Here is a 13,956-nt window from a genome sequence, read left to right as displayed (position 1 = left end):
GGGCAGCAGCGCTTGTTCTTGGCGTGCTCTCTCCCACCAACGGCAACGAGGAGGGCGATTCAGTAATGCAGTAACCCGCGTTCCCAACCTCACGCGACAGAACAGCAGAGGTGGCCGGGGTGCAGACTCATCGAGTGCACCCAAGCCCCTAAGGAATCCGAGTTCATCGCCGAGATCGACCGTGAGGCCGTGTTCTCCGCCCGCAGGGGGAAGCTGCGGGCCCTACGCACCTCCGCCTGGTGCGGATGGCGGGCGGTGCCCTCTTCGTCGTGATCGCAGCGCTGACAGCCATGCGCGTCCCCCAGGGGCGGCATGGGAAGTCACCTGGCTGATGCTCCTGCCAGGCCCGATCCCGTGGCTCGGATCGTGGCGCCAGTTCGCCGCCCTCCGGCATCTGGAAGAGACCTGGAACACCATGGGCGTCCCCGCGGTCGCGATGCGCATGTCCGCCCATGGGCTGCGCTGAAGTACCGACGCTGCGCCCGATCGCGTCTTCCTGCCCTGGTCTGCGATCACCGGCTTCCGGCTCAGGACTGTGGCGCGGGCAGCAAGCTCCTGGTGCTCGATCCAGTGCCGGGGCTCAGCGCCGGCGCCCCGGGTGTCTCCGGTCTGGATCACCCGGACGTGCAGCGCGTCCTGCACCACAAGGTGTTCGGCATTCAGGGGCTCCACTTCGCCGTGAGGGCGTCGCCAGTCGGTCGAGGAGATTGACCGGGCACTGGCCCATTTCACTGAGCCTTTTTCAGCGGCAGCTTCGGAGGCGCTGGTCACAGCATGATCGCGGATGGCGTGGGCGATGCCGGACGTCAAGAAGCCCCTGGTAGGACGGTTGATCTCTCACAACCCCCGTCCCCACCAGAGGCAGCTTCACATAAGCCACACCCGGCCCCCTTGAACCACCACCCCATTGTTATGGCCTCGCATGCTTTCGTACCGTGCTTCGCTGCCTTTGTCGCGCCGGAACCTGACCTACGCCACCGGTGTGGTCCGCCGCCACCGCCAGGCCATCGGCCGCAAGGGCCGCTGCCTGCCTGCGGGCATGCAGGCCCTGATGACCCTGGTCCACCTGCGCGAAGGCGAGACTTGCGCCGAGGCCGCGCTGCCGGCGATCCGTCCACCCGCGGCAGCGCCTGGTGCGGTGACCACGAACGCTCACCGGGTCGGGTGACATGCGGGGCATGGTCCTCAGCACGACCGAGCGGGTGGATCCCCAGGCTGTCCATAGGCTGTCCCTGGCCGGCCACGCGGCCCTGCCGGGAAGGGCTCAGATCACTTTGATGACCCACTCGCCCTTCGCCTCCACATGGAGGAAGACCGAGCCCGCCACCTGACCCTCAGCGGACGAGATCCCCTTGCCGGACAGGACGTGGGGGCCCCGGTGGAACTCCGGGGTCAGTTCGGTGACGGAGTACCTGCCCCCTTCCCTGTGCTGCATCTGGATCCGCGCCGCTCCGCCGACGTAGCGGAAGATGAACGGACCGCGTGAGCCGACGGCGCGCTCGATGACCGGAACGGTGTCACTGGCCTGCAACCATGCCGACCACGTGCCGTTGCCCGTGATGCGCAGTTGGACGGGCCAGTCTGTCTGCAGGGAGAGCGGCCGCACTATGCGGAACGGTGACGGCACATCAGCCAGCCGCACGGCCTTTCCCTGCTGGACGTGTTCGATCCGCCCGCCTTCGTGGAGACGGGCGACGACCAGCGACGGGACCTCCCAGTCGGGGCGGTGCAGCAGCGCTTCGCCTTTGCCTCGCCCTTTGACGTGGTGCTTCGCGCCCAGGTCCGGGGGCGCCACTCTGAACGGCCCAGGTCGCTTCGCCGGACGGGGAGGTCGGGGCACCTGTTTCGGCTCGCGTGGCCGGCGCGTGTCACCGATGTCCCCCGCCCGCTTGGTGCGAGTTTCCGGCCGGACGCCCGTCGCGATCGGCGGCAGCCCCTCGGTGAGGCGGATCGCGTCCGCGGCGCACACGTGGACGTCGCGCGCGGCGCCGCCCGGCGGGGCCCACGCGACACAGTCCACGGACGGGCCGTGGCGGGGGTCGAAGAAGCAGAGGGGCCGTCCCGTCAGGGCGGCATTGACGCGGGCGAGCGCGCGGCGTCCCTGGTCGAGACTCCGCAGGACGTCGGCGGCGTCCCCACGGTCACGGTCGCCCAGGAAGTCCAGCTTGGCCTGCTCGTACGCGTCCAGCGCGCGGCCGTAGTCGGCCATCAGGTCAAGGTCGGCGCCATGTTCGCCCGGGTCGAGCGGCAACCGTGCGAGTTCCTCGCCGAACGCGGTGATCTCCGCTTCGATCTCCGCCAGCTCGTCCTCGCGCCGCCGCTTGAAGATTCCGAACAATCTCGCCCCCCCACGATCGGGGTGATCGTACCGACACGATCGCTTCCTGCACGATCCTCTACCGCAAGCCGGGACATGACCTCCTCGATCCGGTCCGGCCTGGCGTCGAAGTCGGGGTCGACTGAGATCTTCCAGCGTGTCACCCACCCCGGTGGACGTTCGTGCTCACCGCACTAGCCAGGGGTCAGTAGGAGTAACCCGCGAACCTTCCCGGTATGCGTTTGCCGTCCATGGCAGCCCGCTCGCCGCCCGGCCAAGGCAGGCCACCGAAGCCGGCGAGGGCGGTCGCTGCCACGACATGGCGGAGCCACCGCAGGGCCCAGCCGTTCAGGTCGGCGGCCTCGCAGAGCAGATCGTCCTCAGAACGCACAAGCCCATCATCGCCTCGGGCCCGGGCTTGCCGCCCGCCGCGGCCGGTCCCGGCCGCACCGCCGCCTAAGTCCAGGTCACGTCACGCCCACCAGCACCTGGCCAGGGTCCGGCTGCGCTTGTCAGGTCACTTTGGGGTGCCGGGTACTACTAGGCCTGATTCGTAGGCGACTACTACCGCTTGGGCTCGGTCGCGTAGGCCTAGTTTGGCGAAGATGCGGGTTACGTGGGTTTTGACCGTTGCCTCGCTCAGGTGGAGGTGGGCGGCCAGTTCGGTGTTGGAGAGGCCGCCGCCTACCAGGCGGAGCACCTCTTTCTCGCGCGGGGTCAGGACGTCCAGGCCCTGGGGTGTCGGGGCGGGGCGGGCGAATCGCTCCACGAGGCGGCGGGTTATGGAGGGGGCTAGCAGTGCGTCGCCGGTCTCTATGAGCTTCACCGACGCCACCAGGTGTTCGGGGGTGACGTCCTTCAGGAGGAAGCCGCTGGCGCCGGCGGCCAGGGCGGAGTACACGTATTGGTCGAGGTCGAACGTCGTCAGGATCAGTACGCGGCATGCGGGGTCGTCGGCTAGGACGCGGCGGGTGGCCTCCAGGCCGTCCATTCCGGGCATTCGGATGTCCATGAGGACCACGTCCGGTCGGAGGCGACGTGCGGCGGTCACCGCCTCCAGGCCGTCGGCGGCCTCGCCGACGACCTCGATCCCGGATCTGCTGAGGATCATCCGGAAGCCGCCGCGTACCAGTGTCTGGTCGTCGGCGATCAGCACCTTGGTCACGGCCGCTCCAGGGGGATGCGTGCCCGCACGCGGTAGCCGCCGCCCAGGCGGCGCCGGGCGTCGAGGTCGCCGCCGTAGACGGCGACTCGTTCGCGAAGGCCGGCCAGACCCCGGCCGCCCTTGTTCTCGGGTGGGGCGGGGCCGGTCCCGGTGAGCACGCTCGGGCCGGTGTTGAGGACCTCCAGGCGCAGGTTCCGTCTCCCGTAGGTCACCGTCACCTCCGCCGTCGCCCCGGCGGTGCCGTGCTTCAGGGCGTTGGTGAGCGCCTCCTGGACGATGCGATACCCGGTGGCGTCGATCCCGACGGGCAGCGGGCACGGTTCGCCGGTCACGGTCACGTCGACGGGCAGGCCCGCGAACGCGATCCGGTCGACCAGGGTTCCGAGGTGCGCCAGCGACGGCTGCGGGGCGAACGCCTCACCGTCGCCGTCCGGGGCGGGGGCGAGCACGCCGAGCAGGTTCCGCAGTTCGGTCATCGCCTCCCGGCCGGTCCGCTCGACGGCCAGCAGCGCGTCCTCGGCCTCGCCGTCGACGCCGTGCCGGGCCGCGCCCGCCTGGACGACCATGACGCTGACGCTGTGGCTGACGATGTCGTGCAGGTCCCGGGCCACCCGGGCCCGCTCCTCCTCGACGGCCCGGCGCGCGGCGCCCTCGCGTTCACGTTCCAGCAGCCAGGTTCGCGCCCCGAGCTCGGCGCGGCGCCTGCGCCGCTCCCACAGGGCCCATGTGGACGGGATCGCGGCGAGGAGGGGCACGAGCCACGCGGGCAGCATCCGCCCATCCTGCCGCCAGACCGGGACGGAACGCATCATTCTGGCGGGCCAGGACCGTACATCCCTCGGATGACCCGGGCCCGTACTTACATCCAGGACCCGACGCGCGGGCGGGGGCGGGGCTCGTACCGTCACCGCCATGGAACCGATGGTCCAGCTGATGGACGTACGCAAGGAGTACGGCGAGACCGCCGCGCTCGCGGGGGTGACCCTCGACATCCAGGCCGGTCAGGCCGTCGCGGTGATGGGCCCGTCGGGGTCGGGCAAGTCGACCCTCCTCAACATGATCGCCGGCCTGGACCGGCCCACCTCGGGCACGGTGGTGGTGCGCGGCGAGGACATCACGGCGATGGGCGAGGCCGAGCTGGCCCGGTACCGGCGCCGTCGCATCGGCATGGTCTTCCAGTTCTTCAACCTGCTCGACGACCTGCCGGTGCTGGAGAACGTGATGCTGGCGGCCCAGCTGCTCGGCACCTCGCGCAAGCAGGCGCAGAGCCGCGCGCTGGAGCTGCTCGACGAGCTGGGCATCGCCGACCGGCGCAACGCCTACCCGGTGGTGCTGTCGGGCGGGGAGCGGCAGCGGGTCGGCGTCGCCCGCGCGCTGATGAACCGACCCGCCCTGCTGCTGGCCGACGAGCCGACCGGCGCGCTCGACTCGCGGGCCGGGGAGCAGGTCATGGACCTGCTGCTGGACCTCAACCAGATCGGCCAGACCCTCCTCATCGTCACCCACGACGAGCGGCTCGCCACCCGGGTCGCCGACCGGGTCGTGGCGTTCGAGGACGGCCGCGTGGCCGCCGAGGTGACCCGGTGAGGGCCGTGTGGCAGGCCGCGCGGTTCGCGGTGCGGCGGCGCAGGCTGCAGACGACCATCATCACGCTGGTGCTGCTGGTGTCGACCGGGACGGTCGTGCTCGCGCTGGGCCTGCTCGCCACCGTGGACGGTCCGTACGACAAGGCGTTCGCGCGGCAGCACGGCGCCCATCTGACGGTCTCCTACGACCCCGCGAAGGCGACGGCCGCGCAGGTCGCGGCGTCGGCGTCCCGGCCGGGCGTGACGGCGGCGGGCGGCCCGTTCCGCTCGCAGGTCGTGAACGTCCCGGAGGAGGCCGACCGGACCCGTCCGGGGCTGCTTCCGCCCGGCCCCTTCACGGTCACCGAGCGGATCGGCCGCGCCGACGACCCCGTCGACCGCCTGGCGCTCAGGAGCGGCCGCTGGGCCACCGCCCCCGGCGAGATCGTGCTGGGCACCGACTACGCGCGGTTCCCGTTCGACCCGATCGGGCGGAAGGTGACCTTCAGCAACGGGGGGACCTTCACCATCGTCGGAATCGGCCGGTCGATCACCCGGTCCTCCCAGGCGTGGGTGGCGCCCGGGCAGCTGACCGCTCCGGACGGCCTACAGATGCTCTACCGGCTCGCCGACCCGAACGCCCCGGCCGGCACCGTCACCGCCGGGCTGCCGGCGACCGCGAGCCAGACCTATCTCGTCTCCCGCCAGCAGGCCACCGAGGCGGGGACCACCGTCATCCCGTTCCTGGTCGCGTTCGGGATCGCCGGACTGATCGTCGCGGTGCTCATCATCGGCAACGTGGTCAGCGGCGCGGTCGTGTCGGGATTCCGGCACATCGGCGTCCTCAAGTCCCTCGGCTTCACCCCCGCCCAGGTCACCGGCGTCTACCTGGTGATGATCGCGATACCGGGGCTGCTGGGCAGCATGGCCGGGATCGCGACCGGCAACGTCCTGGCCGGAATGATCACCACCACGCTGGGTGACTCGTTCGACCTGCCGACCGCCAGTGGCGTCTCGGTCTGGGTGGACGTCCTGGCCTTCACCGGCGTGCTCGCCGTCGCCGTCGTCACCGCGCTGGTGCCGGCCGTCCGGGCGGGCCGGATCCCGACGGCGGTCGCGGTCAGCGCGGGCGCGGCGACGCGGCGGGGCCGGGCCCTGCGGGTGCAGCGGGCGCTGGCCCGGACGCGGCTGCCGCGCCCCGTCAGCCTGGGCCTGGGACTGCCGTTCGCCCGGCCGGGCCGCACCGCGATGACCGTCACCGCCGTCGCGTTCGGGGTGGCGGCGGTGACGTTCGCCTCCGGCCTCAACCGGTCCCTCAACGCCTACCTCACCGACTCGGAACTCACCGACACCGTCCAGGTCATAGTCCCCCTCGACGGCGGCCGGACGGTCTCGCTGGCCGGCCGGCCCGGCACCGCCAAGGTCGCGGTCACGCGCTTCGAGCAGGTGCACGTGCCCGGGTTCGACCGGCCGGTGCAGGTCAAGGCCTACCAGGGGGGCACCGCCGACCGGCACGGCTACCGGATGGTGCACGGCCGCTGGCTCAGCGGGCCGGGCGAGGCCGTCGTGGGCGACCCGTTCCTGAAGACCGGCGGCAAGAAGATCGGTGACACCGTCGTCGTGACCGTGGACGGCAGGAAGGCCGCCCTGCGGATCGTCGGGACGGCGCTCGTGGACGGCGGCGACACCGTCCTCACGGACTGGGCGTCCCTCACCTCGCTTTTCGACCGCGAGAAGCCGGCAGCGTCCCCGGAATCCTCCGGCCCGCGCACCGGCATGGTGACCTCTCTTCTGGAGGTCACCCTCACCCCCGGCACCTCCCCGAAGGACTACGCCGCCGCGCTCAGCGCTGACGGGATCCCGGCCCACCCGGCCGCCGAGGGCGTCGAATCCGGCCAGGTGATCCTCCTCGGGCTCCTCACCCTGCTGACCCTGGGGCTGACCACGGTCGCCGGACTCGGGGTGTTCAACACGGTGATCCTCAACACCAAGGACCGGGCCCGCGACTTCGGCGTCCTGAAATCGCTGGGCGCGACACCGGGGCAGGTCCTGACGGTCGTGCTCGCCTCGATGGCCGTGCTCGGCCTGGTCGGCGGACTCATCGGACTGCCGCTGGGCGTGGCCGCCCACCATGTGGTGCTGCCGGCCATGGCCGACACCGGCGGCCTCGTCCTCCCCTACGGCCTCCTGGAGATCTTCCCGTGGCCGCTGATGCTCCTGTCCGTCCTGGCGGGCGTCGCGATCGCCCTGCTCGGCGCCCTGATCCCGGCGGGCCGGGCGTCCCGGATCAAGACGGCGGCGGTCCTGCACTCGGAGTGACCCCGGCGGGTACGAAGCCGGATACCGGGGCGGCGATGAGTCCGGCGGCGCCCGCGGGTCTACCTCGTGACCGGGAAAATCAACCCATCGGGAGCAGCCATGGGCCTCATCCATATCGAGATGTTCGCGACCCTCGACCTCGTCGGGCAGGCGCCCGGCGGCCCCGAGGAGGACCCGCTGGGGTTCCCCTTCGGCGGCTGGCAGGCGCCGCTGATGAACGACGTCACCGGGGGCCAGATCCTCGCCGCGTACGAGGGCACGGACGCCCTCCTGCTCGGCAGGCGGACGTACGACATCTTCGCCGCCTACTGGCCGCACCAGGACGGCGAGGGAGACGAGATCGCCAAGCTGTTCAACAGCATTCCGAAGTACGTGGCCTCCCGCGGCAGGCCCGACCTGTCGTGGGAGGGGTCCACCCAGCTCGGCCCGGACCTGGCCGGGGCGGTCCGCGAGATCCGTGACCGGCACGAGCACGTCAAGGTCGTCGGGAGCCTGAACCTCGTGCAGACACTCCTGCACGAAAAGCTCTTCGACCGCCTCGACCTCTGGATCCACCCGATCGTGCTCGGCGTCGGGAAGAAGCTGTTCGACGGCGGCGAGGTGCCCGCGAACGTCACGCTCCTCGAACCGCCGGCGGCCAGCCCGAACGGCACCGTGTACCTGCGCTACGGCCTCGCCGAAGGCACACCAGAGACGGGCGACATGACCGCATCCGACCAGAACGGCTGAAGCCGCCCGGCACCTAGGCGCGGCCCGGTGAACCCGGCAGTCGCAGGACGAACGTCGCACCTCGGCCCGGCTCGCTGCGCACCGCCGCGGATCCGCCGTGCGCCTCGGCCAGCTGCCGCACGATGGCCAGGCCCAGTCCGCTGCCGCCGGTCTGGCGGCTGCGCGACTTCTCGGCCCTCCAGAACCGGTCGAAGACGTGCGGCAGGTGCTCGGGCGCGATGCCCGGCCCGGTGTCGGCGACCTCGATCAGCACGTCGTCGCCGTCGGCGTGCGCGCGCAGGCTCACCCGCCCGCCCGCCGGGGTGTAGCGGACCGCGTTGGCGAGCAGGTTGCCGACCGCCTGCCGCAGCCGCACCGGGTCGGCCTCCAGGTGCGGCCGGCCGGTCACCTCGGCGGTCAGCACCAGTTCGGCGGCCTCGGCCGCGGCCCGGTAGACGGTCGCGATCTGCTCGACCAGGTCGGCCACGTCGACCGGCTCGGGGTGCAGCCGCAGCTTGCCCACGTCGGCGAGCGCGAGCTGCTGGAGGTCGTCGACGATGTGCTGCAGCAGCGTGGCCTCCTCGACCAGCGACGCGGTCAGCGCCGGGCCCAGGTCGGCCACGCCGTCCTGGGCGGCCTCCAGCCAGCCCCGGATGTTGCTCAGCGGCGTGCGCAGCTCGTGCGACACGTCGCTGACCATCGCCCTGCGCTGCCGCTCCAGGCGGTCCAGGTGCTCGGACATCTCGTTGAACGCGGTGCCCAGCTCGCCGACCTCGCCCTTGGCGCGCACCGCGACCCGCGCCGAGCCGTCGCCGGCCCGCATCCGGCGGGCCGCCGCGGTGACCGCCCGCACCGGCCGCGCCAGCCGGGTGGCGACGAGGACGCTGACCCCGACCGCCAGGACGAGGATCACCGCGGTGACCCCCGCGATGCCGTACGGGTCGATGGCCGGGGCACGGTCGTCCGACGAGCCGATGTAGAGCAGCGCGGCCGGCGCGACGTACGGCTTCAGCTGGGTGCGGCGCGCGGTGGCCAGGCACTCGGCGGCCGACGCCGGAGCGGCCGGCGTGCCGGTCTCGTCCAGCCACACGTCGACCTGGCCTCCGCGGCACCGCCGGACCAGGGCGGTGAGCTGGTCGAGCGCGCGCCTCTCGGTGGCGGTCGGACCGGGTGCGTCCGGCGAGCACGACACGGGCGGCGCCGAGGGCTCCGGCACCGGGGTGGACCGGTCCGCCGGCCGCCCGCCGGGCGCGCTGCTCGGCAGGCCGGGCACGGTGGTCGGCACGCCGGGCGATGAGCCGGGCGTGGCCCCCGGCCGCTGCGACTCCTCCACCGGCCGGGTCGGCGGCGAGGAAGGCTTCGGCGTCGGCGAGAGCGCACCCGGCGACGTCACGACCGCGCCGACGAGCCGGACCGCTCCGCCGCCGGACGACCGCGCGGACTGCACTCGCGGCGGGGAAGGAACGTATCCGGGGAGCGCGCCCGGACGGGTCGCGGCCAGCGGCTCCACGGCGACGCCGACGGCCGCTCCGCCGGCGGACGGCCGCGCGAGCGCCGCTCGCGGCGGGGAAGGGACGTATCCGGGGAGCGCGGCCGGCGGCTCCACGGCGACGACGGGCGCTCCGCCGGCGGACGGTCGATCGAGCCCCGCTCGCGGTGGGGTAGGGGCGTAGCCGGAAGGCGCGCCGACGGGTGCGCCCGGACGGGTCGGGCCCGGCGCCGGGCCGCCCTCGCGGCGGAGGTACGGGCGGCCGCCTGGGCCGACGACGACCGCGGCGCGCTGGCCCTCGCGGCGCAGGCACGCCGCCTGGGCGTCGACCTCCCGGCGCAGCCGTACCCGCTCGGCGTCCGGCAGCAGAAACGGCCCGGCCGCACGCGCGTCGATCCGGTCGGTGGCCGCGCCCGGCCCCAGTGAGACGTCCACGGCGAGCGGGTCGACGACGGCCGAGGGACGCGCCGGCAGCGGCGGACGGCCGGCCGCCGAGTCCGCGATCCGGGCGCCGCCCTCGGTCGCCAGCGCGACCCGCTGGCCGCTCTCCCGGGCCAGCCCGCGCACGGTCCCCTCGACGCCGTCCCAGCGCGGGTGGCTCGCCGCATAACCGAGGAGCGCGTCGTTGATCCGGGCGTCCCGGGCGAGCGTCCGCCCCTGGCGCTGCCGGATCTCGCCCGAAGTGCTGCGCGCCGCCAGCCACGCGGTCGCCACGATCGAGCACACCGCGATCAGCACCGAGCTGGCGACCAGCCGGACCAGCAGGCTATGGCGCACGGTCGCCGACCAGCTTGTACCCGACGCCGTACACGGTGCACAGCCGGACCGGCCGCCGGGGCTCCGGCTCGATCTTCTTGCGCAGGTTCTTCACGTGCACATCGACCGTGCGCTCGGTGATGAAGCGGTCGAAGCCGTGCAGGTGCTCCAGGAGCTGCGCCCGGGTGAGGACCCGGCCGGGCCGCGCGGCCAGCGCCTCCAGGATGCGGAACTCGGCGGGCGTGCACTCGACCTCGCGCTCGTCCGCGAGGACCGTGTGCCGTTCGGGGTCCACCGTGATGCCGCCGACCCGGTAGACCCGCTCGCCGCTCCCCCGCCCGGTCCGCCGCAGCAGCGTGCGCACCCGGGCCATCAGCTCGCGCGGGCTGTACGGCTTGGTGACGTAGTCGTCGGCGCCGAGGTCGAGGCCGCGCAGCAGGTCGTCCTCGGTCGAGCGGGCGGTCAGCATGAGCACCGGGACGTCGGACTCGGCGCGCAGCCCGCGGCACACGTCGAGGCCGTCGACCTCCGGCATCATCACGTCGAGCAGCACGAGGTCGGGGCGGCGCGCGCGGGCCTCGTCGAGCGCGGCCCGCCCGTCGTGGACGACGACCACCGAGTGCCCCTCGCGCTGGAGATAGCGGCGCAGCAGCTCCGCCTGCTTCGTGTCGTCCTCCGCGACCAGGACATTCGCGCACATGGTTCGTGAGCGTAGCCAAACCCCGGCCGGCACCACGGGATCATCACATCGGCCTCACAGGTTCTTCACAGTCCTCGGCCAGCATCTCGCGGCATGCGCCAAGTCAAGATCCACACCGGCACCCTGCCGGCCGCCGGCCTGATCGCCGTATTGATCGCCGGACTGGCCGGCTGCGGCTCGTCGGACGACGGCGGATCGGGGGACGGCCCGTCCGGCACGGGCCGGCCGGTCGCCGCCGAGCCGCAGCGGTCAGGGCGGCAGCGTGCCGAGATAGCGACCGTGCGCGGCCGCCAGATCGCCGTGCACAAGCAGAAGGGCGACGGCGCGGCCTGGAAGACGCTGTCCAGCCCCAACGCGATGGGCGCCACCCGGGTCTTCCTCGTCGAGGCCAAGGACGGCGGCTGGCTCAAGGTGCTGCTGCCGATCCGGCCCAACGGCAGCACCGGCTGGGTCAAGGCGTCCGACGTCACGCTGTCGTCGACGTCCCACCGCGTGGAGATCGACCCGAGGGCGTTCACGTTCACCGTCTTCGACGGCGACAGGGTGCTGCGCACCGGCAAGGTCGCCACCGGCGAGGGCGGCACCCCGACCCCGGCCGGACGCTACTACTTCACCGAGCTGGTCAAACCGCCGAACCCGGGCGGCGCCTACGGCGCGTACGCCTTCGGGCTGAGCGGCTTCTCGCCGACGCTGAAGACGTTCGCGGGCGGCCCCGGGCAGCTCGCCGTCCACGGCACGAACAAGGCGTCGGCGCTGGGCAGCAGGGTCAGCCACGGCTGCGTGCGGGTCGGCAACGACGACATCACCTGGATGGCCAAGAACCTGGCGATCGGCACGCCTGTCGTCGTCAAGAAATGAAACAACACCGGAAGGAACATCGATGCGCCTGAAGTCACTCGTCGCGGCCGTCGCGCTGGGCGTCGGCCTGGCGGGCACCGGGATGGCCGCCGCCGAGGCCGCCACCGCCACTCCCCACCCGTCCGCCTCCCCCGGCGCCCCGACCCCGCGCCCCAGCGTTTCGGCTCCGCCCACGCGCCCCGGCGCCCCGGCTCCCCAGCCTCCCGGCGCCACGCTCCCGCCGCAGCGCCCCGGTGCCCCGGCGCCCAGCCAGCCGCCCGTCGCCCAGCCCCCGGGCAAGCCCATCCCCAAGATGCCGAACTACACCGGCTGACCGCGACCGCGGGCCCGCACGTCTCCCGTCGTGCGGGCCCGCCGCCGTCTGGGTCAGCGGGCGGGGACGCCTCCGATCTCGTTCACCCAGCCCTGGCGCTCGAAGGCCAGGTACTCGCCTCCGGCCGCCTTGCCTGGGAGGGCGGCGCCATGCTCCTCGTAGTCGAGGAGTTGGGCGCTCGTGCGGTCCACGACGAGCCGCGCGCCGGTGCCCTGGACGGTGATGGCCATGCCGAGCCTGCCCATCCGGTCCTTGATCTGTCCGGTGACGCGGACGGACGGGGTGCGCGCCAGGATCCGGTAGAGGGCCGCCCGGGTGCCAGGTGTGGTGGGGGCCATGAACAGGTCCCAGGCGCTGACGAAAACGTACTCGCCGAAGTCGGCCGGGGCGGTGTACCCGTGCGCGCCGCCCCGGCGGTCCTGCTGCCACAGCCGGCGCAGGTAGCTCTCCAGGGCGGTGTCGGTCGCCGGCAGCTTCGCGATCGTCTTCCACTCGATCTCATGTGACCCGATGACGGGGTTCACCAGGTGCGAGCGCTTGCGGTAGGTGACCGTGCTCGGCTTCGAGGCGGTCGTGCCGCCGTTGACGTCGAGCGGCGGCGAGCCCGCCGCCTTCCAGGCGGCCTCGTCCTTCTTCGTGGGGAAGGTGAGCTCGATGTCCAGCGGTCCGTGTGAACGGAACCGCATGCCGGTCCCGGCCTGGGTGCACGCCCAGTCCTCGAAGCTGCTCGCGGTCCGCGCCTGGAAGTTCTGGGACCTGCCCCGGGGCTTGCCCTTGGGCGTCGGTACGCCCGGGCCGGGCTTGAAGGGCTTGATGTCCTGCCACATGCGGGTCCGCTTGTACCAGCAGGTCCCTTGGGTGGCGGGCTGCTCGGCGGCCGTCTTCGCGCTGGCCAGCAGGAATGCGCGGGTGTCGATCGCCTCGTCATGGCCGGAGCGGGGGCCGTCGCCGGGGCCGTCCGACGGCATGCCGACGGCCACCGCCGTCGCGGCCGCCGCCACCGCGGTCACGCCGGCGGCGAGGGCCAGCCGCCGGACCGGCCGCCGCGCCGGCACCGCGCGCGGATTCTCGGCCGAGGCGGCTGCGCGCGCACGGACCTGCGCCACGTCGGGACGCCGCGCGAAGGCGTCGTCGGCGAGTTCGGCGGCCGCCGCGGGCCTCAGGGCGACGATCAGGTTGTCGAGCTCGTCCTGCTTCATTGCTTCTCCTGGATGACTCGCGGGCGCGGGGCGCGTCCGTGCGCTCGCGCCGTGCTTTCCCGGGACGCCTCGATCGCCCTGGCCAGCCGGCGGCGCCCCCGGTGCAGCCGGACGATGAAGGCGGTGCGGGAGCAGCCCGCGGCCCGGGCCGCCTCCGCGGGGGCCAGCCCGTGCCAGGCGGTCAGGGTGACCGCTTCGGCCTCCTTGGCGGGAAGGGCGCGCAGGGCGGCCAGCGCCTGGTCGCGGGCGATGAGGTGCTCGGCGACGTCCCAGGCGTGCAGGTCGGCGTCGGTGGTGAGGCCGGCGAGCCGCTCGACCAGCCCGCGCGCCCGGCCCGCCGCGCCGTGCGACTGGCGGACCAGGTTCCTGGCCACGCCGAGCAGCCACGGCAGCGCCTGGTCGGGGATCTCATCGATCTTCCGCCACGCGACGGTGAACACCTCGCCCGTCAGGTCCTCGGCGGCCTGAGGGGAGGCCCGCAGCACGACGTAGCCGAAGACGTTGCGGTAGTACGTCTCGTAGAGGCGGGTGAATCGGGCCTCTTGCTCGTCCACGCCACCTCCTCTC

The 13,956-nt window shown here is 73.0% G+C and carries 15 protein-coding genes; 7 read left to right on the top strand and 8 right to left on the bottom strand.

What is annotated here, in order from left to right; all coding sequences use genetic code 11:
* The first annotated feature begins 331 nt into the window (after positions 1-331).
* Together AB0C21_RS21225 and AB0C21_RS21220 are read left to right on the top strand one after the other, a co-directional pair.
* Positions 332-466, top strand: a complete 135-nt coding sequence (locus AB0C21_RS21225) for a hypothetical protein (protein ID WP_500206268.1) — start codon at positions 332-334, stop codon at positions 464-466.
* 456 nt (positions 467-922) lie between these two features.
* Positions 923-1,168 carry a hypothetical protein gene (locus tag AB0C21_RS21220; RefSeq protein ID WP_500206267.1) on the top strand — a complete coding sequence of 82 codons (246 nt, stop codon included), beginning with the start codon at positions 923-925 and terminating at the stop codon, positions 1,166-1,168.
* 96 nt (positions 1,169-1,264) lie between these two features.
* Here AB0C21_RS21220 and AB0C21_RS21215 read toward each other — a convergent pair whose 3' ends face one another.
* The 4 genes from AB0C21_RS21215 to AB0C21_RS21200 all read right to left on the bottom strand — a co-directional run bounded on the left by AB0C21_RS21215 (position 1,265) and on the right by AB0C21_RS21200 (position 4,255).
* Entirely contained in the window at positions 1,265-2,338 is a 1,074-nt protein-coding gene (locus AB0C21_RS21215; RefSeq protein ID WP_500206265.1) for a hypothetical protein, read from the bottom strand.
* A gap of 184 nt (positions 2,339-2,522) precedes the next feature.
* Positions 2,523-2,708 carry a hypothetical protein gene (locus tag AB0C21_RS21210; RefSeq protein ID WP_500206263.1) on the bottom strand — a complete coding sequence of 62 codons (186 nt, stop codon included), beginning with the start codon at positions 2,706-2,708 and terminating at the stop codon, positions 2,523-2,525.
* A 126-nt stretch (positions 2,709-2,834) separates the two neighbouring features.
* A complete protein-coding gene (locus AB0C21_RS21205; RefSeq protein WP_500206261.1) occupies positions 2,835-3,482 on the bottom strand; it encodes a response regulator transcription factor in 648 nt (215 codons plus the stop codon).
* The gene (locus tag AB0C21_RS21200; RefSeq protein WP_500206260.1) at positions 3,479-4,255 is read right to left on the bottom strand and encodes a sensor histidine kinase; all 777 of its coding nucleotides are present in this window, start codon (positions 4,253-4,255) and stop codon (positions 3,479-3,481) included. The genes AB0C21_RS21205 and AB0C21_RS21200 overlap by 4 nt, the downstream gene beginning before the upstream one ends.
* A gap of 139 nt (positions 4,256-4,394) precedes the next feature.
* On the opposite strand from AB0C21_RS21200, the gene AB0C21_RS21195 reads away from it, so the two are divergent.
* The 3 genes from AB0C21_RS21195 to AB0C21_RS21185 all read left to right on the top strand — a co-directional run bounded on the left by AB0C21_RS21195 (position 4,395) and on the right by AB0C21_RS21185 (position 8,095).
* The gene (locus tag AB0C21_RS21195) at positions 4,395-5,069 is read left to right on the top strand and encodes an ABC transporter ATP-binding protein (RefSeq protein ID WP_149262215.1); all 675 of its coding nucleotides are present in this window, start codon (positions 4,395-4,397) and stop codon (positions 5,067-5,069) included.
* Positions 5,066-7,366 carry an ABC transporter permease gene (locus AB0C21_RS21190; protein ID WP_500206258.1) on the top strand — a complete coding sequence of 767 codons (2,301 nt, stop codon included), beginning with the start codon at positions 5,066-5,068 and terminating at the stop codon, positions 7,364-7,366. Before AB0C21_RS21195 ends, AB0C21_RS21190 begins: the two co-directional genes overlap by 4 nt.
* 99 nt (positions 7,367-7,465) lie before the next feature.
* Positions 7,466-8,095, top strand: coding sequence for a dihydrofolate reductase family protein (locus tag AB0C21_RS21185; protein WP_500206256.1), 630 nt, complete (start codon positions 7,466-7,468; stop codon positions 8,093-8,095).
* A gap of 13 nt (positions 8,096-8,108) precedes the next feature.
* Here the strand turns inward: AB0C21_RS21185 and AB0C21_RS21180 are convergent, their stop codons facing one another.
* Both AB0C21_RS21180 and AB0C21_RS21175 read right to left on the bottom strand, forming a co-directional pair.
* The gene (locus AB0C21_RS21180; protein ID WP_500206254.1) at positions 8,109-10,340 is read right to left on the bottom strand and encodes a sensor histidine kinase; all 2,232 of its coding nucleotides are present in this window, start codon (positions 10,338-10,340) and stop codon (positions 8,109-8,111) included.
* Positions 10,330-11,019, bottom strand: a complete 690-nt coding sequence (locus tag AB0C21_RS21175; protein ID WP_500206252.1) for a response regulator transcription factor — start codon at positions 11,017-11,019, stop codon at positions 10,330-10,332. Before AB0C21_RS21175 ends, AB0C21_RS21180 begins: the two co-directional genes overlap by 11 nt.
* A 93-nt stretch (positions 11,020-11,112) precedes the next feature.
* On the opposite strand from AB0C21_RS21175, the gene AB0C21_RS21170 reads away from it, so the two are divergent.
* Together AB0C21_RS21170 and AB0C21_RS21165 are read left to right on the top strand one after the other, a co-directional pair.
* A complete protein-coding gene (locus AB0C21_RS21170) occupies positions 11,113-11,877 on the top strand; it encodes a L,D-transpeptidase (RefSeq protein WP_500206251.1) in 765 nt (254 codons plus the stop codon).
* Between the two features lie 22 nt (positions 11,878-11,899).
* The gene (locus AB0C21_RS21165) at positions 11,900-12,190 is read left to right on the top strand and encodes a hypothetical protein (protein WP_500206249.1); all 291 of its coding nucleotides are present in this window, start codon (positions 11,900-11,902) and stop codon (positions 12,188-12,190) included.
* 53 nt (positions 12,191-12,243) lie between these two features.
* Here AB0C21_RS21165 and AB0C21_RS21160 read toward each other — a convergent pair whose 3' ends face one another.
* Positions 12,244-13,389: a hypothetical protein gene (locus AB0C21_RS21160; protein ID WP_500206247.1), complete on the bottom strand. Its 1,146-nt coding sequence runs from the start codon at positions 13,387-13,389 to the stop codon at positions 12,244-12,246.
* Entirely contained in the window at positions 13,386-13,943 is a 558-nt protein-coding gene (locus AB0C21_RS21155; RefSeq protein WP_500206245.1) for an RNA polymerase sigma factor, read from the bottom strand. The genes AB0C21_RS21160 and AB0C21_RS21155 overlap by 4 nt, the downstream gene beginning before the upstream one ends.
* Between the last annotated feature and the right edge of the window lie 13 nt (positions 13,944-13,956).

The organism is Spirillospora sp. NPDC049024 (assembly GCF_040649235.1).
Lineage (GTDB): Bacteria > Actinomycetota > Actinomycetes > Streptosporangiales > Streptosporangiaceae > Spirillospora.
This window is presented reverse-complemented; position numbering and strand designations above follow the sequence as displayed.

Bases quoted from the DNA above. Each gene is read 5' to 3' on its own strand.
- AB0C21_RS21225 (WP_500206268.1), top strand. From the start codon at position 332: ATGCTCCTGCCAGGCCCGATCCCGTGGCTCGGATCGTGGCGCCAGTTC.
- AB0C21_RS21220 (WP_500206267.1), top strand. From the start codon at position 923: ATGCTTTCGTACCGTGCTTCGCTGCCTTTGTCGCGCCGGAACCTGACC.
- AB0C21_RS21200 (WP_500206260.1), bottom strand. From the start codon at position 4,255: ATGCTGCCCGCGTGGCTCGTGCCCCTCCTCGCCGCGATCCCGTCCACA.
- AB0C21_RS21195 (WP_149262215.1), top strand. From the start codon at position 4,395: ATGGAACCGATGGTCCAGCTGATGGACGTACGCAAGGAGTACGGCGAG.
- AB0C21_RS21185 (WP_500206256.1), top strand. From the start codon at position 7,466: ATGGGCCTCATCCATATCGAGATGTTCGCGACCCTCGACCTCGTCGGG.
- AB0C21_RS21175 (WP_500206252.1), bottom strand. From the start codon at position 11,019: ATGTGCGCGAATGTCCTGGTCGCGGAGGACGACACGAAGCAGGCGGAG.
- AB0C21_RS21170 (WP_500206251.1), top strand. From the start codon at position 11,113: ATGCGCCAAGTCAAGATCCACACCGGCACCCTGCCGGCCGCCGGCCTG.
- AB0C21_RS21165 (WP_500206249.1), top strand. From the start codon at position 11,900: ATGCGCCTGAAGTCACTCGTCGCGGCCGTCGCGCTGGGCGTCGGCCTG.
- AB0C21_RS21160 (WP_500206247.1), bottom strand. From the start codon at position 13,389: ATGAAGCAGGACGAGCTCGACAACCTGATCGTCGCCCTGAGGCCCGCG.